General features: G+C 61.1%; 21 protein-coding genes. 9 read left to right on the forward strand and 12 right to left on the reverse strand.

The window, feature by feature from the left end; genetic code table 11:
- Nucleotides 1-23 precede the first annotated feature (23 nt).
- Nucleotides 24-1,067 carry an aminopeptidase gene (locus tag ACFZPT_RS00280; RefSeq protein WP_034111113.1) on the reverse strand — a complete coding sequence of 348 codons (1,044 nt, stop codon included), beginning with the start codon at nucleotides 1,065-1,067 and terminating at the stop codon, nucleotides 24-26.
- Between the two features lie 110 nt (nucleotides 1,068-1,177).
- Between ACFZPT_RS00280 and ACFZPT_RS00285 the strand changes: the two genes are divergently transcribed.
- The gene (locus ACFZPT_RS00285) at nucleotides 1,178-1,600 is read left to right on the forward strand and encodes a hypothetical protein (protein ID WP_034101670.1); all 423 of its coding nucleotides are present in this window, start codon (nucleotides 1,178-1,180) and stop codon (nucleotides 1,598-1,600) included.
- Here ACFZPT_RS00285 and ACFZPT_RS00290 read toward each other — a convergent pair whose 3' ends face one another.
- Nucleotides 1,601-1,840 (reverse strand): DUF1161 domain-containing protein, encoded by a 240-nt coding sequence (locus ACFZPT_RS00290; protein WP_099312979.1) that lies wholly within the window; start codon nucleotides 1,838-1,840, stop codon nucleotides 1,601-1,603.
- Nucleotides 1,841-1,981: 141 nt separating this feature from the next.
- Complete coding sequence (locus tag ACFZPT_RS00295; RefSeq protein WP_034101667.1) at nucleotides 1,982-2,413, reverse strand: OsmC family protein; 432 nt, start codon at nucleotides 2,411-2,413, stop codon at nucleotides 1,982-1,984.
- 216 nt (nucleotides 2,414-2,629) lie between these two features.
- On the opposite strand from ACFZPT_RS00295, the gene ACFZPT_RS00300 reads away from it, so the two are divergent.
- Nucleotides 2,630-3,631: an LLM class flavin-dependent oxidoreductase gene (locus tag ACFZPT_RS00300; RefSeq protein WP_034111111.1), complete on the forward strand. Its 1,002-nt coding sequence runs from the start codon at nucleotides 2,630-2,632 to the stop codon at nucleotides 3,629-3,631.
- Between the two features lie 63 nt (nucleotides 3,632-3,694).
- Here the strand turns inward: ACFZPT_RS00300 and ACFZPT_RS00305 are convergent, their stop codons facing one another.
- Together ACFZPT_RS00305 and ACFZPT_RS00310 are read right to left on the reverse strand one after the other, a co-directional pair.
- Nucleotides 3,695-3,919 (reverse strand): DUF1161 domain-containing protein, encoded by a 225-nt coding sequence (locus ACFZPT_RS00305; RefSeq protein ID WP_034136332.1) that lies wholly within the window; start codon nucleotides 3,917-3,919, stop codon nucleotides 3,695-3,697.
- Nucleotides 3,920-4,032: 113 nt separating this feature from the next.
- Nucleotides 4,033-4,248 (reverse strand): dodecin, encoded by a 216-nt coding sequence (locus tag ACFZPT_RS00310; RefSeq protein ID WP_003170747.1) that lies wholly within the window; start codon nucleotides 4,246-4,248, stop codon nucleotides 4,033-4,035.
- A gap of 156 nt (nucleotides 4,249-4,404) precedes the next feature.
- On the opposite strand from ACFZPT_RS00310, the gene ACFZPT_RS00315 reads away from it, so the two are divergent.
- Nucleotides 4,405-4,731, forward strand: coding sequence for a YqjD family protein (locus ACFZPT_RS00315; RefSeq protein WP_034101663.1), 327 nt, complete (start codon nucleotides 4,405-4,407; stop codon nucleotides 4,729-4,731).
- Here the strand turns inward: ACFZPT_RS00315 and ACFZPT_RS00320 are convergent.
- Entirely contained in the window at nucleotides 4,728-5,624 is an 897-nt protein-coding gene (locus ACFZPT_RS00320; RefSeq protein WP_099312996.1) for a LysR family transcriptional regulator, read from the reverse strand. The two genes, ACFZPT_RS00315 and ACFZPT_RS00320, sit on opposite strands and share 4 nt — an antisense overlap.
- A 110-nt stretch (nucleotides 5,625-5,734) precedes the next feature.
- Here ACFZPT_RS00320 and trpB point away from each other — a divergent pair, with 110 nt between their 5' ends.
- From trpB to ACFZPT_RS00335, 3 genes are all read left to right on the forward strand, one after another.
- Nucleotides 5,735-6,961 (forward strand): tryptophan synthase subunit beta, encoded by a 1,227-nt coding sequence (gene trpB, locus ACFZPT_RS00325; protein ID WP_034101662.1) that lies wholly within the window; start codon nucleotides 5,735-5,737, stop codon nucleotides 6,959-6,961.
- Nucleotides 6,962-7,771: a tryptophan synthase subunit alpha gene (trpA, locus tag ACFZPT_RS00330; RefSeq protein ID WP_034101661.1), complete on the forward strand. Its 810-nt coding sequence runs from the start codon at nucleotides 6,962-6,964 to the stop codon at nucleotides 7,769-7,771.
- A 174-nt stretch (nucleotides 7,772-7,945) separates the two neighbouring features.
- Nucleotides 7,946-9,604: an FAD-binding protein gene (locus tag ACFZPT_RS00335; protein WP_379554935.1), complete on the forward strand. Its 1,659-nt coding sequence runs from the start codon at nucleotides 7,946-7,948 to the stop codon at nucleotides 9,602-9,604.
- 66 nt (nucleotides 9,605-9,670) lie between these two features.
- Here ACFZPT_RS00335 and ACFZPT_RS00340 read toward each other — a convergent pair whose 3' ends face one another.
- From ACFZPT_RS00340 to ACFZPT_RS00365, 6 genes are all read right to left on the reverse strand, one after another.
- Nucleotides 9,671-10,981, reverse strand: a complete 1,311-nt coding sequence (locus tag ACFZPT_RS00340; protein WP_034111105.1) for an MFS transporter — start codon at nucleotides 10,979-10,981, stop codon at nucleotides 9,671-9,673.
- 178 nt (nucleotides 10,982-11,159) lie between these two features.
- Complete coding sequence (dgoD, locus tag ACFZPT_RS00345) at nucleotides 11,160-12,308, reverse strand: galactonate dehydratase (protein WP_034111103.1); 1,149 nt, start codon at nucleotides 12,306-12,308, stop codon at nucleotides 11,160-11,162.
- A gap of 47 nt (nucleotides 12,309-12,355) precedes the next feature.
- Nucleotides 12,356-12,976 (reverse strand): 2-dehydro-3-deoxy-6-phosphogalactonate aldolase, encoded by a 621-nt coding sequence (locus ACFZPT_RS00350; RefSeq protein ID WP_094064471.1) that lies wholly within the window; start codon nucleotides 12,974-12,976, stop codon nucleotides 12,356-12,358.
- A gap of 1 nt (nucleotide 12,977) precedes the next feature.
- Complete coding sequence (locus ACFZPT_RS00355) at nucleotides 12,978-13,943, reverse strand: 2-dehydro-3-deoxygalactonokinase (protein WP_034101655.1); 966 nt, start codon at nucleotides 13,941-13,943, stop codon at nucleotides 12,978-12,980.
- Nucleotides 13,944-14,109: 166 nt separating this feature from the next.
- Nucleotides 14,110-14,436 carry a DOPA 4,5-dioxygenase family protein gene (locus ACFZPT_RS00360; RefSeq protein ID WP_034111099.1) on the reverse strand — a complete coding sequence of 109 codons (327 nt, stop codon included), beginning with the start codon at nucleotides 14,434-14,436 and terminating at the stop codon, nucleotides 14,110-14,112.
- 31 nt (nucleotides 14,437-14,467) lie between these two features.
- Nucleotides 14,468-15,418: a choline sulfate utilization transcriptional regulator gene (locus ACFZPT_RS00365; protein ID WP_034111097.1), complete on the reverse strand. Its 951-nt coding sequence runs from the start codon at nucleotides 15,416-15,418 to the stop codon at nucleotides 14,468-14,470.
- Nucleotides 15,419-15,521: 103 nt separating this feature from the next.
- Here ACFZPT_RS00365 and betC point away from each other — a divergent pair, with 103 nt between their 5' ends.
- The 3 genes from betC (at nucleotide 15,522) to ACFZPT_RS00380 (ending at nucleotide 19,619) form a co-directional block, all read left to right on the forward strand.
- Entirely contained in the window at nucleotides 15,522-17,033 is a 1,512-nt protein-coding gene (gene betC / locus ACFZPT_RS00370; RefSeq protein ID WP_379554934.1) for a choline-sulfatase, read from the forward strand.
- An 18-nt stretch (nucleotides 17,034-17,051) separates the two neighbouring features.
- Nucleotides 17,052-17,966, forward strand: a complete 915-nt coding sequence (choX, locus tag ACFZPT_RS00375; protein WP_034101651.1) for a choline ABC transporter substrate-binding protein — start codon at nucleotides 17,052-17,054, stop codon at nucleotides 17,964-17,966.
- 84 nt (nucleotides 17,967-18,050) lie between these two features.
- Nucleotides 18,051-19,619, forward strand: coding sequence for a SulP family inorganic anion transporter (locus ACFZPT_RS00380; protein WP_099312976.1), 1,569 nt, complete (start codon nucleotides 18,051-18,053; stop codon nucleotides 19,617-19,619).
- Nucleotides 19,620-19,623: the final 4 nt, after the last annotated feature.

Raw genomic sequence — 19,623 nt, forward strand, 5'->3', positions numbered from 1 at the left:
GGGGGCTTGCCCCCGATGAGGCCCTACAAGCCCACACCCTCCAACTGCCTTAACGCAGCCTTGCGCTGCATCTGCGGCATCTCGCCCATCTTTTCCACCGCGGCGTAGAATTTCAGCCAATCCCCACCTTGCTGGGCAAACAACGCCGCAAACGCCGGCACCCACTGGTCATACAGCCCAAACGGCAGCAGCCGAGCGTTATTCATCGGCTGATTGATCCAGGCGTCATAGCGTTTATCGCCCGCCCACTGGGTGTCGCGCAGTTGTCGATAGTCGTGGCGCAATTGCTCGAACTGCGCCGCCTTGGCCTGCCGCATCACCTCCGGGGCCAAGGGCTGTGCGTAGAGTTTTTCCAGGCATTGGCGGGTGTCGAGGATCAGGCGGATAAATTGCTCGCGCTGCCGCGCCTGGGTATTGCTGATCGGCCCCAGCCCCCTCGCTGCACGCCATTGGCGCGTGCCTTCTTGCTCGACGAAACTGGCAAACGACTCGTTGAACTCCGTGTCGTCTTTTACATAGAAACGCTGGTGAGCCAATTCATGGAAGATCAACGTGGCCAGCCGCTCATCGCCCCAGTTCAACATCGAATTCATGATCGGGTCGTCGAACCACCCCAGGGTGGAATAAGCCTCCACGCCGCCGATCGCCACATCCATGCCTTGCAGCTTCAACATTGCCGCCTCACCCCGTGCGGCGCCCTGGTTGTAATAACCGCGATAGGCCACGCAGCCGGCAATGGGAAAGCAATGGGTCTGAGGCGTCAGAGAAAACTCCTGCGTGGCAAAGACATTCCAGACCACATAGGGACGACCGATGTCCGCGTACAGCCTGTAACTCAGGTTATCGGGCAAGTGCAGATGGTCGCTGGCGAAGGTGCGTGCCTTCTGCGCTTGTGCCAGGTGTTCGCGCAGTACTTGCGGGCGCGTCGGGTCGGCAATGACTTGGGCCACGGGCTCGCGGGCGCGCAATAACTGCCATTGACCGCTCGCCAATTGGCTGTAGTAAGTGACACTGGAGCAACCGCTCAGCAGCACAGTCAACGCCGCAACAACAAAACGCCTGACCATATTCCGACTGCTCCTGGGTAATGTGCGCGCCAGACTAGCGTGCCTGCCGGGAATTTTTCCACGGCCTGAGGTGTTTATACTCAAACCTCATCCTGCATAGAGACTGTGCCATGCGCCCATTGCTGTTTGCCGCCGCTGCCTTACTTCTGAGTGCCTGCACCACAACGCCGGTGCCGTCGGCCGACCCACAACAGGCATGGGTCGATTTCATCACGCCCACTCCGGGGGCGAAGCTGGTGATGGCACAGCGTCTGGACGGCAAGAATCTCGACGACGGGCGCTACTTCCAAATGCCGCCCGGCGCCCATGAACTGATGGTGCGGTTTGATTTTGAGGTGCCGGCGGGTGGCGGCCTAGGTAGCCTCAGCCAGATGATGTACCGAACCTGTTTTATGACGTTGCAGTACGACCACTTCCAGGCCGGCCAGCGCTACCTGCTGGAAGGTCGCTCGCTGGCCTTCACGCCCAACATCCGGCTCTACGACTCGGGCCGTCAGTTGCTGGCAGAGGAGCGCAGTGTGAACTGCCTTTAATCAGTCGTTGTTTTTCTGGTAGATGATGCGTTTGGTGCCGTTTTCGCACGTACCGACGATCATGGCGCTGTCGTGGTTCTTCGCTTCTTCGGCGGTGATGATTTCCAGGGTGTAGGACGGAATCGCCTTGGCCTGGATCTTCACTTCGATCTCTTTCCTGAGTTCTTCACAATTTTTTGGAGCGGCCACGGCCGATGTGGCCAACACACCGCAGATGATCGCCAAGGCAAAACGTTTCATGTTGAAGCTCCCTGAATGCATTGCGCACGAGTGTGCGACTAGGCTGCATAGGGTATAGGACCACAGTTGCGAATCGGGAGTTCTGATTTAACGCAGAACATCGCGGGAGGCGGCTTACGCCCTCCCACGATGGACCTTGTGTCAGTTTACGAGCGTGCCATCCAGGGTGATGGTTGCATTCAACACCTTGGATACCGGGCAACCTTCCTTGGCCTTTTTGCTCAGTTCATCGAACTGGGCCTGGCTGGCGCCTGGGATCTTGGCCTTGAGCGTCAGGTGCACGGCGGTGATCGCAAAGCCACCGTCGACCTGGTCCAAGGTCACGTCTGCCTGGGTGTCGATGCTGTCAGCCTTAAGGCCGGCATCGCCCAGAATCATGGAAAACGCCATGGAGAAACAGCCGGCGTGGGCGGCGCCGATCAGTTCTTCCGGGTTGGTGCCTTTGCCGCCTTCAAAACGGGCCTTGAAACCATAAGGCGCTTCACGCAGTACGCCGGTTTCGGTGGAAATGGAGCCCACACCTGTCTTCAGATCACCTTCCCAATGCGCGGATGCCTTTTTAACGATACTCATAGCTTTCTCCTCGAACGGTGGTTTTGCTTCAGTAAGGTTCTGAGGATAGAAGCTCTGGCAAAGTTCAGTCGTAGGAAAAACCCAGCAATTAAGTAGGATTTTTTACACGCACTATTGAATCTCGGGTATATGCCCTCATTGCATAGAACATGCACATGAAGCGGCAGGTTTTGGTTCGTCTTAAGAAGCCTGCGCCCCTACTGGAGAAGCAGGCTTATGAAATCGCTGTCCGACATTAAGTTTTCCGCCCTCGACCTGGTGCCCGTGCGGGCCAATGGCAGCCCGGCGCAGTCCCTGCGCAATTCCCTGGACCTGGCTCAGCACCTGGAAAAATTCGGCTACAACCGCTTCTGGGTGGCTGAACACCACAACATGGATGGCATCGCCAGCTCAGCCACTTCAGTATTGCTCGGCTATCTGGCCGGCGGCACCTCGACGATTCGCGTCGGCTCCGGCGGCGTGATGCTGCCCAACCACGCGCCGCTGGTGATCGCCGAGCAGTTTGGCACCCTCGAAAGCCTGTACCCCGGGCGCATTGACCTGGGCCTGGGCCGCGCGCCTGGCTCCGACCAGATGACCGCCCGCGCCCTGCGCCGTGAGCGCTCGGGCAGCGCCGATGACTTCCCCGAAGACGTGGCCGAACTGATGGCCTACCTGGGGCCGCGCACGCCAGATCAAAGGGTCATCGCCGTACCCGGCACCGGCACCAACGTACCGGTGTGGCTGCTGGGTTCGAGCCTGTTCAGTGCGCAACTGGCCGGCGAGCGCGGTTTGCCTTACGCCTTCGCCTCCCATTTCGCACCGCGCCTTATGCACGAAGCGATTCGCGTGTACCGCAACCACTTCAAGCCTTCAGCCGTGTTGGATAAACCCTACGTGATGTTGGGCATTCCGCTGGTGGCGGCCGATACCGACGAGCAGGCCGATTACCTGGCGACGTCTGTCTACCAGCGCATCCTCGCCTTGATGCGCGGCCAGAGCCTGGTGCAGCGCCCACCAGTGAAAACCATGGACGGCCTGTGGTTGCCCCATGAAAAGGACGCAGTCGGCAGCTTCCTCGGCCTGGCCATGGTGGGCAGCCCGGCGAAGATCCGCGCCAAACTTGAGGTGCTGATCGAACAGACCGGCGCCGACGAGTTGATCTTCACCTGCGACCTGTACGAACACGCCGACCGGATTCATTCCTACGAGTTGCTGGCGCAGCTGATGAAGGGCTGACCCAACCTCAGGCGAAAAAAAACCGACGCACCCGCGTCGGTTTTTTATGTCTGCAACACGGGGTTAGCCGCGTTTGTAGACGATTTCCTTGGTACCGCCTTCGCAACTACCGACCACTTGGGCGTCGGTCGAAGCGCCTTTGTCGACGATTTCCAGCGAATAGCCCGAAGCACCTTTGGCGTCGATTTTCGCGGCAATTTCGCTTTTGAGCTCTTCACACGGCTTACCCGCGGCCAGTGCGGAGCCTGCAATGCTCAACAAACCTACTGCTAACAGGAGCTTCTTCATCCGTTACTTCCTTGCGCTGATCGAAATGGACATACCGTTGCAATGGCATCGGCACCCGAACGGTGTAGCGCAGGTTATGGCAATCGGCCAGTCAGCAAGTTCAACTCACGGGATCAACTGCTGGCAATCCGGAATCCCACTTTCAATGTCACCTGGTAATGCGCCACCTTGCCGTTTTCGATATGGCCACGGGTTTCGGTGACTTCGAACCACTCCAGATGCTTGAGGCTCTTGTTCGCTTCGGCGATGGCATTGTTGATTGCGTCTTCAATGCTGGTGGTGGACGAACCCACCAATTCGACTTTCTTGTACGTGTGATGATCGCTCATGGTGTTTCTCCTAAGGGTGGTTTATGCAGCCTAGCAGTCAATCTTCGTACTGCTTCTGGCGGCCGTTCCTACCCGAAAGTTCAGATTTACTGCACTTTCTGCAAACCCCGCAGTCGGTATCTACACACGCCACTCAATCACTTCAGGAGAGTCCACATGGCCAACACTTCTTTACGCAAAGCGTCGCTGGAAAGCATGGAAGCCGAGATTTCGAGCCTGCTCAAGTCCCTTGAAAGTCTCAAGGACGATGCGTCCGATGAGTCGCGCAAAACCTTGAAGGCCCTGAAAAGCAATGCCGAGAACGCGCTCAAGCATTCCCGTCACCTGATCACCGACGCCTACGAAGAAAGCAAAGTCAAACTGCGCGAAACCGGCGTGGCGACTCGCGATTACGCACAAGAGCACCCATGGACCACCGCCGGCGTCGCCGTTGGCGCACTGGGCCTGCTGGCGGCTTACCTGCTGTGCAAGCGCGGTGACTAAACCAGTTGGCGCGACAGCTCAGCCTTGAGCCATTGCGCCAACTGCTGAGCGCGCCCATCCGCGGCGCGCTTGGGTAGCCACAACGCCAGGTGCGCCGGGGTTTCGCTGAAACCCCACGGCGCCACCAGGCGACCGGCCCGCAGATCCTCTGCCACCAACGGCTCCGGCGCGATCGCCACGCCCAGCCCGGCCACTGCCGCCTCCAGCAAATAATACAAATGCTCAAAGCCTTGCCCGTGCTTTAACGCCGCCGGTGCGATGCCATATTGCTGCGCCCAGCTGGGCCAAGCCTGGGGTCGTGAAGTGGTGTGCAACAGCGCCTCGCCACACAACGCCGAGGCGGGCGCCTGGCGCAAACGCTCGTAGCCGCTGAAGCGCGGGCTCATTACCGGCCCGATACGTTCACTGGCCAACTCGTACACTTGCATATCCGCCGGCCATGGCGGTTCGGCGAACACCAGCAAGGCATCCAGCCCAGGCCGACGCGGGTCCAGATCGCCATCGCCCGCCGAAAGATGCAGGCGCAGGTCCGGCAGATCGGCATTCAGCCGGCCAAGCCGCGGGATCAACCAGCGCGCGAGCAAACTGCCTGAGCAACCGAGCACAAATGGGGCATCCACGCTGCTCTGAGTAAGTTCGGCACACACATCCCTCAAGCGCTCGAACGCCTCGCCGCTGGCATCCCGCAGCCGTACCCCGGCATCTGTGAGTTTAAGGCCACGACCCTCTTTGACGAACAGGCTGACGCCCAGGTGTTCTTCGAGCACCTTCAACTGGCGACTTACTGCGCCGTGGGTCACATGCAGTTGCTCAGCGGCCTGGCTGACGCTGTTAAGGCGCGCGGTGGCCTCGAATGCACGCAAGGCATTGAGGGGCGGGAGGTCTCGGCTCATCTGTGAGTTTTCCTGACAGGTTGCGGCGATCTTATCGGTTTTCAGCATCGAATGTGAGGGGTAGAGTGGCCCTCATTGCTTCCCACACGAATTCTTTCCTGGAGCGTCCCATGACTCAGTCCCAGACCGATCTACGCAACGGCCCAGACGCCAGCGGCCTGTTTGGCGCGTTCGGCGGCCGCTACGTCGCTGAAACCCTGATGCCGTTGATCCTCGACCTGGCCCGCGAATACGAAGCGGCCAAGATCGATCCGGCATTCAACGAGGAATTGGCTTACTTCCAACGCGACTACGTCGGTCGCCCAAGCCCGCTGTATTTCGCCGAACGCCTGACCGAATACTGCGGCGGCGCCAAGATCTACCTCAAGCGCGAAGAGCTGAACCACACCGGCGCGCATAAGATCAACAACTGCATCGGCCAGATCCTGCTGGCGCGACGCATGGGCAAAAAACGCATCATCGCCGAGACCGGCGCTGGCATGCATGGCGTGGCCACTGCCACCGTGGCTGCGCGTTTCGGCCTGCAATGCGTGATCTACATGGGCACCACCGACATCGAGCGCCAGCAGGCCAACGTGTTCCGCATGAAGCTGCTGGGCGCTGAAGTAATCCCAGTGGTCGCCGGCACCGGCACCCTGAAAGATGCGATGAACGAAGCCCTGCGCGACTGGGTCACCAACGTCGACAGCACCTTCTACCTGATCGGCACCGTGGCCGGCCCGCATCCGTACCCGGCGATGGTGCGCGACTTCCAGGCCGTGATCGGCAAGGAAACCCGCACCCAGCTGCAAGCCCAGGAAGGCCGCCTGCCGGACAGCCTGGTGGCGTGCATCGGCGGTGGTTCCAACGCCATGGGCCTGTTCCACCCATTCCTGGACGACAAGAGCGTGGAAATCATCGGCGTCGAAGCGGCCGGCCACGGCATTGAGACCGGCAAGCACGCCGCCAGCCTCAACGGCGGCGTACCGGGCGTACTGCACGGCAACCGCACCTTCCTGTTGCAGGACGACGACGGCCAGATCATCGACGCCCACTCGATTTCCGCCGGCCTGGACTACCCCGGCATCGGCCCGGAACACGCCTGGTTGCATGATATCGGCCGCGTCCAGTACACCTCGGTGACCGACCACGAAGCCCTCGATGCTTTCCACAAATGCTGCCGTCTGGAAGGGATTATTCCTGCACTTGAGAGCGCCCATGCCCTGGCCGAGGTCTTCAAGCGCGCACCGACGCTGCCGAAGGATCACCTGATGGTGGTCAACCTGTCCGGCCGTGGCGACAAAGACATGCAGACCGTGATGCACCACATGGAACAGTCTCAGCAGGAGAAACACTAAATGAGCCGCCTGCAAACCCGCTTTGCGCAACTCAAGGAACAAAACCGTGCCGCCCTGGTGACCTTCGTCACCGCCGGCGACCCCGGCTATGATGCCTCCCTGGCGATCCTCAAGGGCTTGCCGGCTGCCGGTGCCGACGTGATCGAGCTGGGCATGCCCTTCACCGACCCAATGGCCGACGGCCCGGCCATTCAACTGGCCAACATCCGCGCGCTGGCCGCCAAGCAGAACCTGGCGAAAACCCTGCAGATGGTTCGCGAGTTCCGCAAGGACAACAACGAAACACCGCTGGTGTTGATGGGCTACTTCAACCCGATCCACAAATACGGCGTGCCCGCCTTTATCGACGATGCCAAAGCCGCCGGTGTGGACGGTTTGATCGTGGTCGACATGCCACCCGAGCATAACGGCGAGCTGTGCGACCCGGCCCAGGCCGCAGGCATGGATTTTATCCGCCTGACCACGCCGACCACCGATGACGCGCGCCTGCCGACCGTACTCAACGGCAGTTCCGGGTTTGTGTATTACGTGTCGGTGGCCGGTGTGACTGGCGCCGGCGCCGCCACCTTGGAACACGTCGAAGAAGCCGTCACGCGTCTGCGTCGGCACACCGATCTGCCGATCAGCATCGGTTTCGGTATTCGTACGCCGGAACAGGCCGCCGCAATTGCACGGCTGGCGGACGGTGTGGTGGTGGGCTCGGCGTTGATCGATCACATCGCCAATGCCAGCAGCGACCAGCAGGCTATCGACGGCGTGCTCAGCCACTGCGCAGCATTGTCGGAAGGTGTACGTAACGCTCGTAAGTAAAGGCCTCAGGCTCCCGACTGATCTAGGCTAGGCTGAAGGTGGGCATTGCGCCCCACCTTCAACGCACTTCTTGCCTATTGCTGTCTAACCACCTCTGCAAGCCCCACCGTTCTTGCTCCGTCGGTCGTTAAGTTAGTTGCATCAGAAGTCATCATTGTCTCCCTGGAGTCCATCATGGCATTTGATCTCGTCCCACCTTCAGACCCGCGTCACTCCACCTTGCAAAAAGGCTTCAACCTGCGCTGGCCAAAAGGCAACGTTCAGGGCGAGTCGTCGCCCGACGGCGCCAACCTGATATACCTGTGTCACACCCCCCAGGACATCATCGACGCCGCCGCCCAGGCATTGGCGATGCCCAACGGCCGCATCACCGTGCGCAGCGGCGGCCACTGTTACGAGGGCTTCGTCTCCAACGTGATGCCCAATGCGCCTGGCGAGGCATTATCGATTTTGGATGTAGGCCAGATGAACCAAGTGGCCTACGACCCCAATGGGCAGATTGGCTCAGTGCTGGTGCCCGACTCGACCTACCGCTACAGCGTGCGCCTGGAACCTGGTTGCCAGAATTGGGACACCAGCGTCGCGCTGTACAAGCTGGCGGGCAAAGCCTTGCCGAGCGGTTCCTGTTATTCGGTGGGGCTCGGCGGGCATATCTGCGGCGGCGGTTACGGGTTGCTATCGCGCAAATACGGGCTGGTCTGCGACTGGCTGGACGGTGTGGATATCCTGGTGGCCGATGCCACCGGCATAGGCCTTGAACCGGTGCATGTGTCACGCGACAGCACCGATAGCGACGAGCTGGATTTGTTCGCGGCCTGCTGCGGTGCCGGTGGCGGCCAGTTCGGCATCATCACCAGTTACTACTTCAAGGCGCTGCCGCCGGCACCGAAGGAAGTGCTTTGGCTGCCGTTGGAATGGGATTTGAACGAACTGGACCGCACCAAGCTCGGCGGGCTGCTGGACGCTTATCAGCTCTGGTTTGCAAGCCATCAGGCGGACCCCAGCACCTGGGGCCTGGCCACCAAGCTGGAGATGCGTCACGCCAATACCGGCAACGTCACTCTAGGCATTCATTACGTCGACAAGGATGGCCAACTCGATGACCTCGCGCCCTTCGACGACTTTGTCAGCAGCATGCTCGCTGCGGTCGGCGGGAGTGCACGGGAATCATTGTTGCCGTTTCATGTGGTGCACCAGCCCAGCGGCATGAATAAGGGCCGCCACATCACCTCCCTGCGCACCGCCCATGACGCCGCCAGGCGCCTGGACTGGCTGTACGCCACGCAATCGCTCAACGGCTCTGGCGACAATCAGCGCGGTCGCTATAAATCGGCGTATCAGAAAGGCGCGTTCACGCTACAGGTCAAGGACGCGATCTGGAACACATTGAAATGGCCCGACCAAGCGCAATACCTGACCCAGAGCCTGATACAGATCCAATCGTTCGGCGGGCGCATCAACGAAATGGAGGCTCCGATCCTGGCGCAGACCTCCGCCGCCCAGCGTTCCTCGTACCTCAAATGGCAACCGCAGTGCTATTGGCATTCGGCGGACGATGCAGTGGACCAGGCCCATGCCAACTGGATTCGCGGACTTTTTAAAGCGGCGTTCAGCACCGGCGTGCCGGACGATGCGCAATTCGAGGGCTGCTACATCAACTACCCGGACTTGGATATGACCTACATCGGCGGCGACCCGGCCAATGCCAAGAACCCGTCGTGGTATGGAATTTTCTTCCCCAACCCCCTCATCGAGAGCCGTCTGCGTAGAACCAAGCAACGCTGGGACCCATTGAATGTGTTCCGCAACGAAATGTCGGTGCCACTCCCATAACGACCGGCCTCTTAGGCTACAGCCCCGCTGGCGAGGGCATTGCGCCTTCGCCAGCGGGTGGCTGGTTTACAGCTCGATGCGCTCGACCTTGCCTACCAGCAGCACGTAGGACAACGCCCCCAGCAACGCCAGCAGCGCGATGTAGGTGATCGCTGGCGCAAACGAATCGCCGCTGGCCAGGAAACCGATGACGATTGGCGTGGTAATCGCCGCCAGGTTGCCGATGAAGTTGAACACCCCGCCGGTCAGGCCCAGCAGGCGCGCCGGGGCGAGGGTCGAGACCAGCGACCAGGTGATCGAAGCCAGCCCGTTGCCGAAGAACGCCACGGCCAGGAAGGCGATAACCAGCGGGGTCGATTCGACGAAGTTGGCGCCGATGATCGCCGTGGAGATCAGCAGGCCGCTGATGATCGGCAACTTGCGCGCAAAACCCACGCTCGCGCCGCGACGGATCAGCCAGTCGGAAAACAGCCCGGAACACAGCACCCCAACGAATGCCGCGAGAAACGGCAGCGACGCGAGCATGCCGGACTTGATGAAGTCCATGCCGCGGTACTTCACCAGATACGTCGGGAACCATGTCAGGAAGAACCACAGCGTGGAGTTCAGGCAGAACTGCCCGAGGTAGATCCCCCACAGTTTGCGCTTGCTCAGGACAATACCCAGGTCGACCCAGCTGAATGGCGTCTTGGTCTTGGCCGTTTGAGTGCTGAGGTCCACCAGCCCGCCGCCGTCGCGGATCAGGTCGATTTCGGCCTGGTTGATACCTTTGAAATCACGCGGCTCGCGGTACACCGAGTACCAGATCGCCGCCCACAGAATGCCGACGCCACCGGTCACCACAAACACCATGTGCCAGCCATAGCGATGCTGCAGCCAGGCCAGGACCGGCGTCAGGAATGCCAGCCCGACAAATTGCCCGGAGGTGTAAAAGCCAATGGCGGTGGCGCGTTCACGCTCGGGAAACCAACTGGTGACCACGCGGCTGTTGATCGGATAGGCCGGCGCTTCCAACGCACCGACTGCCATGCGCAACACGAACAGCGCAATGAAGCTGGCGGCAAACCCCAGCATCACGGTAGCGATGGACCACAGCAGCAGGGCAGCGGTGTAGAGAATGCGCGGCGGCACCCGGTCCACCAGCCAGCCGCCGGGGATTTGCATGGCCGCATAGGTCCAGCCGAAGGCCGAGAAAATCAGGCCGACGTGCACCGGGTCGATACCCAAGTCACTGGTCAGGGCCGGGGCTGCAATCGAGAGGTTGCTGCGGTCCAGGTAGTTGATCACCACGGTGATAAACAGCAGCACCATGATGAAGAAACGCTTTCGGCTAGGCGTAACTAAAGGAGCCTGCCCGGTCAAGGATTCAGGTTGCATGGGGGGAGTCTCTTCTTATGTTTATTGAGGACAAGTCTTACTGAAGAAACCGGATTGAATGTGGAGGGGAGGTTGCCGCCGATAGCTGAGTGTCAGTCGACATCGTCAGTGGCAGGGCCATCGCAATCGGGGGCAAGCCCCCTCCCACATTTTTTAACCGGCGCTCTTCATTGGGTGATCACCACTCGGCGAAGCTGCCGTCGGCGTGGCGCCAGATCGGGTTGCGCCAGCGGTGGCCGATGGCCGCGCGCTCGATCACGTATTCCTCGTTGATCTCGATGCCCAGGCCCGGGCCGTTAGGGATCTTGACGAAGCCCTGCTCATAGTCGAACACGCCGGGGTCACGCACGTAGTCGAGCAAGTCGTTGCTCTCGTTGTAGTGGATCCCCAGGCTTTGCTCCTGGATAAACGCGTTGTAGCAGGCCGCATCCAGTTGCAGGCACGCCGCCAGCGCAATCGGGCCCAGCGGGCAGTGCAGGGCCAGCGCTACGTCATAGGCTTCGGCCATGTTGGCGATCTTGCGGGTTTCGGTGATGCCGCCGGCGTGGGAGGCGTCCGGCTGGATGATGTCGACATAACCTTCGCTGAGCACGCGCTTGAAATCCCAACGCGAGAACAGGCGCTCGCCCAGGGCGATCGGGGTGCTGGTCAACGGCGCCAGCTCCTTGAGCGCTTCGTAGTTTTCGCTGAGTACGGGCTCTTCGATAAACATCAGCTTGTACGGGTCCAGCTCTTTCATCAGCACCTTGGCCATCGGCTTGTGCACGCGGCCGTGGAAGTCGACGCCGATGCCGACGTTGGGGCCGACCGCATCACGCACAGCGGCGACGTTGGCCAGGGCCAGGTCGACTTTTTCGAAGCTGTCGAGGAATTGCAGCTCTTCGGTGCCGTTCATTTTCACCGCAGTGAAACCACGCGCCACGGCGTCTTTGGCCGCGCGGGCAGTATCAGCGGGGCGGTCGCCGCCGATCCATGAATACACGCGGATTTTGTCGCGCACCTGGCCGCCCAGCAGATCGCTGACGGAAACGCCGAGGGCCTTGCCTTTGATGTCCCACAGCGCCTGGTCGATACCGGCGAGGGCGCTCATGTGCACCGCGCCGCCACGGTAGAAACCGCCGCGGTAGAGCACGGTCCAGATGTCTTCGATGTTGCGTGGGTCTTTACCGATCAGGTAGTCGGACAGTTCTTCAACGGCAGCAGCCACGGTGTGGGCGCGGCCTTCGACCACAGGCTCACCCCAGCCGGTCACGCCCTGGTCGGTTTCGACCTTCAGGAAGCACCAGCGCGGCGGGACGATAAAGGTCGTCAGTTTGGTGATTTTCATCTGTTATCTCTCTTGTAGATGCAGCGCCAGGGGCGCGGAACTTGAATTCAGCTCAGGGCTTTCCAGGCGGCGACATAAGCCTGGGCGCGGCTCGCTACCTGATCCACTGTCATACCCGGTTTGAACAACCCGGAACCCAGCCCGAACCCCTTGGCGCCGGCGTCGGTGAACACCTGCATGTTGTCCGGGGTAATGCCGCCCACCGGCAGCAACAACGTGCCCGCCGGCAATACCGCCAACCACGCCTTGATCACCGCCGGGCCCATTTGCTCGGCCGGGAACAGCTTCAACACGTCGGCGCCTTCGGCCAGTGCGGCAAAGGCCTCGGTGGGCGTGGCCACACCCGGCGACAGGTACAGGCCCGCCGCTTTGGCAGCGCGCAATACCTTGGCGTCACTGTGGGGCATGACGATCACTTGACCACCGGCGGCTTTCACCTGCTCGACCTGCTCGGGCGTCAACACCGTGCCGGCACCGATCAGGCAATCGGCGGGCAAGCTGTCACGCAGGATGCGGATGCTGGTGTAAGGGTCCGGTGAATTAAGGGGTACTTCGATCACGCGAAAGCCGGCCTGGTACAGCACCTGGCCGACCGCCTGGGCTTCCTCCGGGCGCAGGCCACGCAGGATGGCGATCAAACCGTTTTGAGCGAGTGCTTGCTTGAGCATGTCAGGCCTCCGTTGCAGGTTGAGTGAGCCCGGCCGCCAGCGCCAATTGCCACAGGCCGCGCTCGGTGGCTTCTTCGGCCAGGCTGACATGGGCAAAGCCGCAGAGGGCGAGGGCGCGTTGGTAGCGCGCGCATAAAGGGCCGGCGCCGACCAGGATGATCGGGGTGTGCCGGGCGCGCTCAGGCAGACCGGCCAGCTCATGACCGATCATCAGACCGGACAGGTAGTCCGCTTGCTGATCGGGCGCGAGTTCGGCGGTCAAGCCCAGGGTGCGAGCGCTGAACAGCGTCGACAGCACGCCGCGCTGGCCATCCTGAGAGCGCGCCACTTGCACGCCGCGATCAAAGGCTTCGGCCTGGAAATGCTCGCAAGGCTGTTGCGTACGCCCCAGGATGCTGTGCTTGCTGAGGATCGCGAACACTTCACCGGTCATAAAGGTGTCGAAATGGGTGATGCAGCCACCGACCACCTCGACCCACTTGGAGTGGCTGCCCGGCAGGCCGATCAAGACTTCACCGCCGGCAGGCCGGTTGTGCAGCACGCCGAGCACCTGGGTTTCTTCGCCGCGCATTACGTTGGGCAAGCGGCCTTGCTCGATCACGCCGGGCACGATATGTACCGCCACGCCACGCAGGCTGCGTACGCTGTGCAAGGCTTTGCCGAGACTGGCGACGTCCACCGGCGTATTGCGGTATGCCGCTTCGCTCCAGCCCTGAGCGCTGCCCACCATGCCGCAGGCGATCACCGGCAGGTGTGGCTCGGCGTCGAGCCAATCCCCACACGCCGCGTCGAACGCCAACTCAAAACCATCGCTGCAGCGCACGCCGGCAATGTCGCGGGGTTCGCTGGGCAGATGCATGATGCCCGACGCCAGCGAGCGTTGTTCCAGCACCACGCCTGCGGGGCCGAGTTTGTAAGCACGAAGGGAGCTGGTCCCCCAGTCGAGCGCGATCAATTGCGCCTGCATCGCTTCACCTGAAATGTGTGGGTGCTGAAATAAGCAGATGGGCGACTATAAACCTATGCCGTGAAATATCTCAATATATAAATGGCTATCCCACATAGTGGGAGATAGACAAGCAAAGTCCTACGTGTCATCGGGAATGTGCGGACTTGCGTCTTGCAAGAAGCGGTTAAAAAACCGACAGATCCAGCTCGCGCATTGCACCCATCCAGATCGCGTAGTCGGTGTGGTCCTTCAACTCATCGCCGGTATCGGGGTGCAGGAACACCACCAGTCCGTTTCGATGCAGCGCCAGCCACGGCAGCATGACGCCGATGTACTCAGCGTCGAAGGCCAGTTGGCAGCTCCAGTCTGGGTGCGGGCCTACGGGGCGCTCATGCACACGGCCCATGCGTATCGGGAAGAGCTTGGCCGCGTCCTCGCACAAGGCGCGCGCTTGTTCGAGCGTGCTGGCATCAAAGTAGATATGAGCGTGATAACCCTTGATACGGTGCATGACCGGCTCCGATGGGGATGTGCGCCAGATGCTAGACCGCAATCGAGGGCAGGGCCAGTCCGGTCAGCGATTGCGCGCTGCTGGCTTGTTCGGCCACCAGCCAATCGACGAAGCGCTCCACCAGTTGCCCACGCCGTTTGCGCTGCGGTTGCACCACGTAATAGCCGAAGCGCGAGATCACCGTGTCGCTGAATGGCCGGCACAGCCAGTTCTGTTCCAGCAGGTTATCCACCAGATGACGCCAGCCAATGGCCACGCCTTGGCCGGCGATCGCCGCCTGGATCAGCAAGGTGTAATTGTCGAAGCGTAATTGGCCGGGGGGCGGTGCGGCGCTGAGGCCCAATTCGCGGAACACGCCGCTCCAATCGAACCACTGGCTGTTGTTTTCCTGGCGCAGGTGCAGCAGGGGGCAGTCGGGCAAGTCCTGCACGGTCAAGGCTTTGTCTTGGCCCTTGAGCCACTGCGGGCTGCACACCGGGAAAACCTCCTCGTTGAACAACCACAGACTGTCGCCCTGCTTGAACCGGCCATCGCCGAACAACACCGCCACGTCGATATCGCTGCGCAAGGTGGCGTGGTTGCGTTCGCTGGTCACCAGGCTTACATCCACCTGCGGGTTGGCCTGGTGGAATCGATGCAGGCGCGGCATCAGCCAGTAAGCGGCGAAAGCAAAGTCGGTGGCCACTTGCAGCACTTCGTGCTGGCTGTGCTGGGTGATCGTACTCAGGCCTTGGTTGATAGCCTGCAGGCCGCCTTGGACGTGTTCGAACAGCAGAGCGCCAGCGTCGGTCAGTTCAATGCCACGGTAGATGCGGTCGAACAGGCGAATCGCCAATTGTTCTTCCAGGCGCTTGATCTGCTGGCTGATGGCCGGCTGGGTGGTGCCCAGCTCCATGGCGGCGGCGGTAAAACTACGGTGGCGCGCGGCGGCTTCAAATGCGCGCAGCAGGTCCAGTGACAGATCTCCCAGGGCTTCATACATAAGCTGTGCTTATCCTAGACATTGCTTTTCATGGGCTTTACCCCATTTTTCATGGGCTGCATGCTCACTGGCATAAACATCGCCTATGGAATGCCGATAACCCATGAAGCGCAAGAACATTCTTTTCATCATGGCCGATCAAATGGCCGCGCCGCTGCTGCCGTTCTACGGCGCCTCGCCAATCAAGTTGCCCAACCTCAGCCGTCTCGCCGCCCAGGGTGTAGTGTTCGACGCCGCTTATTGCAACAGCCCGCTGTGTGCGCCCTCGCGTTTCACCTTGGTCAGCGGCCAGTTGCCAAGCAAGATCGGCGCCTACGACAACGCAGCGGATTTCCCCGCCGATGTACCGACCTATGCCCACTACCTACGCCGCCTCGGTTATCGCACTGCGCTGTCGGGCAAGATGCACTTCTGCGGCCCCGACCAATTGCACGGCTACGAAGAACGCCTGACCAGCGACATCTACCCCGCCGACTATGGCTGGGCGGTGAACTGGGACGAGCCGGACGTGCGCCCCAGCTGGTATCACAACATGTCCTCGGTGCTGCAAGCCGGCCCGTGCGTGCGTACCAACCAGTTGGATTTTGACGAAGAAGTAGTGTTCAAAGCCCAGCAATACCTGTTCGACCATATCCGCGAAGACGGTGACCAACCGTTCTGCCTCACCGTGTCGATGACCCATCCCCACGACCCGTACACCATTCCCAAGGCGTTCTGGGATTTGTACGACGACAGCGATATCCCCTTGCCCGCCACACCGGCCCAAGGCGACCTCGATCCCCATTCCCAACGCTTGCTCAAGGTCTATGACCTGTGGGACAAGCCGCTGCCTGTGGATAAGATCCGCGACGCCCGCCGCGCCTACTTCGGTGCGTGCAGTTACATCGACAGCAATGTCGGCAAACTTCTGCAAACCCTGGAAGACACCGGCTTGGCCGACGACACCCTGATCGTGTTCTCCGGCGACCACGGCGACATGCTCGGCGAGCGCGGCCTCTGGTACAAAATGCACTGGTTCGAGATGGCCGCCCGCGTGCCGCTGCTGGTATACGCGCCGGGGCAATTCGCGGCGGGCCGGGTGAGCGCTGCGGTGTCCACCGCCGACCTGCTGCCGACCCTGGTGGAACTGGCCGGTGGCGAACTGGACCAACGCCTGCCGCTGGACGGCCGCTCGCTGGTTCCGCATCTGCAAGGGCAGGGCGGCCATGACGAGGTATTCGGCGAGTACATGGCCGAAGGCACCATCAGCCCACTGGTGATGATCCGCCGGGGCGCCTATAAATTCATCTACAGCGAGGACGACCCATGCCTGCTGTTCGATGTACACAACGACCCGCACGAGCGGGAAAACCTCAGCCAGTCACCGGAACACCGGCCACTGTTCGAGGCGTTTTTGCAGGAAGCGCGGGCTAAATGGGACATCCCGGCGATCCACCAGCAGGTGCTCGCCAGCCAACGCCGTCGTCGCCTGGTGTTCGAGGCGCTGACCCACGGCAAGCTGAAGAGCTGGGATCACCAGCCACTGGTCGACGCCAGTCAGCAGTACATGCGCAACCATATCGACCTCGACGACCTGGAGCGCAAGGCACGTTATCCACAACCCTGCCAACACTAATAAAACTGAGGGAAGGCCATGCAAAAGTTAACGGTAGTACTGAGCATCCTGGCGCTGACCAGCGCCAACGTGTACGCAGACACCAGTTGCGAGACGGTGAAGATGGCCGACCCAGGCTGGAGCGACATCGCCGCGACCAATGCCATCACCGGTTTTCTGCTGACGGGCATGGGCTACAAACCCAAGGTCGATACCCTGGCCGTGCCGATCACATTCGGCGGGCTCAAGGACGGCCAAGTGGATGTGTTCATGGGCAACTGGATGCCGGCACAGCAAGGCTTCTACGACAAATTCGTGGCCAATGGCGACGTGGTGCAACTGGCGAAAAATCTCGACGGCACCGAGTTCACCCTCGCCGTGCCGGACTACGTATGGGATGCCGGTGTGCACAACTTTGCTGACCTGAACAAATTTGCCGACAAGTTCGACAAGAAGATCTACGGCATCGGCTCCGGCGCACCGGCCAATATCTCGCTGCAAGAGATCATCAAGAAGAACGACTTCGACCTGGGCCAGTGGAAGCTGATCGAATCCAGCGAACAGGCGATGTTGGCCGAAGTGTCGCGAGCGGTGAAAAAACAGCGTTTCGTCACCTTCCTGGGCTGGACCCCGCACCCGATGAACGTGCAATTGAAAATGCACTACCTCAAGGGCGGCGAGAAGTACTTCGGTGACACCGGCAGCGTCTACACCCTGACACGCAAAGGTTATGCACAGGCCTGCCCGAACGTAGGAAAACTGCTGACCAACTTGAGTTTTACCCAAGAGATGGAGAACAGCATTATGGCCGAGGTCGCCAACAACAAAGTCAGCAATGCCGACGCGGCGAAGGCATGGATCAAGGCGAACCCAGCGGTGCTGGACAAGTGGCTCGACGGCGTAAAAACCCTGGACGGTCAAGAGGCATTGCCGGCGGTAAAAGCCAAACTCTAAAGGCTGACATTGTGGGAGGGCCCCCTCCCACAAACTTCGGTGTGTACTGATACCCTGATTCAAACCTTTTCAACCGAGTTATAAATGCCCCGGCTCAACCGCCACACTCTCTTGCCTTTCCTCAGTTGGCTGCCGCGCCAGACCCGCGCCAGCGTGGGCCGCGATGCAATAGTCGGCCTCAGCGGCGCGGTGTTGGCGTTGCCGCAGTCGATTGCCTACGCGCTGATCGCCGGCCTCCCACCGGAATACGGGCTGTACGCCGCGATCATCCCGGTGCTGATCGCCTGCCTGTGGGGTTCGTCGTGGCACTTGATCTGCGGCCCGACCGCCGCGATTTCCATCGTGCTCTACGCCAGTGTCAGCCCTCTGGCCGTGCCCGGATCGCAGGACTACATCACCTTGATCCTGTTGCTCACCTGTATAGCCGGCGTTTTCCAGTGGTTGCTGGGCATGCTGTGCTTCGGCGCGCTGGTCAATTTCGTCTCCCATTCGGTGGTGCTGGGGTTCACCCTGGGCGCCGCGGTGGTGATCGCGCTGGGGCAACTGCCCAATTTGCTGGGGCTGGATTTGCCCAGCCAGGCCACGGCGATTAACAGCCTGCTGGCGCTGATCGAGCACCGCGGCGAATGGGACCACGCCTCGCTCGCTCTGGGCCTCGGCACATTGCTGGCGGGGGCGCTGCTCAAATACTGGAAACCGCGCTGGCCGACGCTGTTGATCGCCCTGGCCCTCAGTAGCCTGGTGGCCTGGCTGTGGCCGGCGATGTTCGTGCAGGTGGCGCGGGTCAGTTCATTCGTGGGCAAATTGCCGCCGTTCAGCCCGTTGCCGATGGACCTGGACACGATTCTGCGCCTGCTCCCCAGCGCCGTGGCCGTGGGCATGCTGGGGCTGGTGACCAGCCTGTCGATTGCGCGCTCGCTGTCGGCCCGCTCGCAACAGCTGCTCGATGCGAATCAGGAAATTCGCGCGCAGGGACTCTCCAACATCATCGGCGGATTTTTCTCCGGATACCTGTCAGCCGGGTCCTTTACCCGTTCCGGGCTCAGTTATGAAGCCGGCGCCTGCTCACCGCTGGCTGGGGTGTTTTCCGCGTTATGGGTGGCACTGTTCGCGCTGTTTGGCGCGGCATTGATCTCACAAATCCCGATCCCGAGCATGGCCGCCAGCATCCTCCTGATCAGTTGGGGCCTGGTGGATCACCGCGGTATTCGCGCATTGTTCCGGGTCAGCCGCGCCGAATTTGCGGTGATGGGCCTGACCTGCGTGGCCACCTTGCTGCTGGAGCTGCAAACGGCGATTTATGCAGGCGTGCTGGCCTCGTTGTTTTTCTATCTCAAGCGCACCTCGCAGCCCCGCGTCCACCATTGGCGCGACGGTGACGAGGATGTGCTGCGCGTCGGCGGCTCGATCTTTTTCGGCGCCAGCCACTACCTGCAAGCGCGCTTGCAACGCTTACAGGGCGAACGCGTGGTCATCGAGGCGCAGCAGATCAACTTTATCGACTATTCCGGGGTGGAGATGCTGCACCAGGAAGCGCGGCGTTTACGCAGGTTGGGGCGCAGCCTGACGTTGCGTCGGGCCAGACCGCAGGTGGTCGAGGAACTGAAGAAGCTGGAAGGGGCCGACCACTGCCCCATCCATTTCGAAGACTAACCAG

Origin of the sequence: Pseudomonas sp. MD330_10 (assembly GCF_042610415.1) — a bacterium.
Classification (GTDB): Bacteria; Pseudomonadota; Gammaproteobacteria; order Pseudomonadales; family Pseudomonadaceae; genus Aquipseudomonas; species Aquipseudomonas rhodesiae.

What these genes read in the sequence shown, in the direction of transcription:
- ACFZPT_RS00335 (WP_379554935.1), top strand. Translation starts at nt 7,946, where the DNA reads ATGGCATTTGATCTCGTCCCACCTTCAGACCCGCGTCACTCCACCTTG.
- ACFZPT_RS00300 (WP_034111111.1), top strand. Translation starts at nt 2,630, where the DNA reads ATGAAATCGCTGTCCGACATTAAGTTTTCCGCCCTCGACCTGGTGCCC.
- ACFZPT_RS00320 (WP_099312996.1), bottom strand. Translation starts at nt 5,624, where the DNA reads ATGAGCCGAGACCTCCCGCCCCTCAATGCCTTGCGTGCATTCGAGGCC.
- ACFZPT_RS00285 (WP_034101670.1), top strand. Translation starts at nt 1,178, where the DNA reads ATGCGCCCATTGCTGTTTGCCGCCGCTGCCTTACTTCTGAGTGCCTGC.
- ACFZPT_RS00310 (WP_003170747.1), bottom strand. Translation starts at nt 4,248, where the DNA reads ATGAGCGATCATCACACGTACAAGAAAGTCGAATTGGTGGGTTCGTCC.
- ACFZPT_RS00360 (WP_034111099.1), bottom strand. Translation starts at nt 14,436, where the DNA reads ATGCACCGTATCAAGGGTTATCACGCTCATATCTACTTTGATGCCAGC.
- ACFZPT_RS00290 (WP_099312979.1), bottom strand. Translation starts at nt 1,840, where the DNA reads ATGAAACGTTTTGCCTTGGCGATCATCTGCGGTGTGTTGGCCACATCG.
- ACFZPT_RS00280 (WP_034111113.1), bottom strand. Translation starts at nt 1,067, where the DNA reads ATGGTCAGGCGTTTTGTTGTTGCGGCGTTGACTGTGCTGCTGAGCGGT.
- ACFZPT_RS00365 (WP_034111097.1), bottom strand. Translation starts at nt 15,418, where the DNA reads ATGTATGAAGCCCTGGGAGATCTGTCACTGGACCTGCTGCGCGCATTT.
- dgoD (WP_034111103.1), bottom strand. Translation starts at nt 12,308, where the DNA reads ATGAAAATCACCAAACTGACGACCTTTATCGTCCCGCCGCGCTGGTGC.
- ACFZPT_RS00350 (WP_094064471.1), bottom strand. Translation starts at nt 12,976, where the DNA reads ATGCTCAAGCAAGCACTCGCTCAAAACGGTTTGATCGCCATCCTGCGT.
- ACFZPT_RS00340 (WP_034111105.1), bottom strand. Translation starts at nt 10,981, where the DNA reads ATGCAACCTGAATCCTTGACCGGGCAGGCTCCTTTAGTTACGCCTAGC.
- ACFZPT_RS00355 (WP_034101655.1), bottom strand. Translation starts at nt 13,943, where the DNA reads ATGCAGGCGCAATTGATCGCGCTCGACTGGGGGACCAGCTCCCTTCGT.
- trpB (WP_034101662.1), top strand. Translation starts at nt 5,735, where the DNA reads ATGACTCAGTCCCAGACCGATCTACGCAACGGCCCAGACGCCAGCGGC.
- ACFZPT_RS00295 (WP_034101667.1), bottom strand. Translation starts at nt 2,413, where the DNA reads ATGAGTATCGTTAAAAAGGCATCCGCGCATTGGGAAGGTGATCTGAAG.
- ACFZPT_RS00380 (WP_099312976.1), top strand. Translation starts at nt 18,051, where the DNA reads ATGCCCCGGCTCAACCGCCACACTCTCTTGCCTTTCCTCAGTTGGCTG.
- ACFZPT_RS00305 (WP_034136332.1), bottom strand. Translation starts at nt 3,919, where the DNA reads ATGAAGAAGCTCCTGTTAGCAGTAGGTTTGTTGAGCATTGCAGGCTCC.
- choX (WP_034101651.1), top strand. Translation starts at nt 17,052, where the DNA reads ATGCAAAAGTTAACGGTAGTACTGAGCATCCTGGCGCTGACCAGCGCC.
- ACFZPT_RS00315 (WP_034101663.1), top strand. Translation starts at nt 4,405, where the DNA reads ATGGCCAACACTTCTTTACGCAAAGCGTCGCTGGAAAGCATGGAAGCC.
- betC (WP_379554934.1), top strand. Translation starts at nt 15,522, where the DNA reads ATGAAGCGCAAGAACATTCTTTTCATCATGGCCGATCAAATGGCCGCG.
- trpA (WP_034101661.1), top strand. Translation starts at nt 6,962, where the DNA reads ATGAGCCGCCTGCAAACCCGCTTTGCGCAACTCAAGGAACAAAACCGT.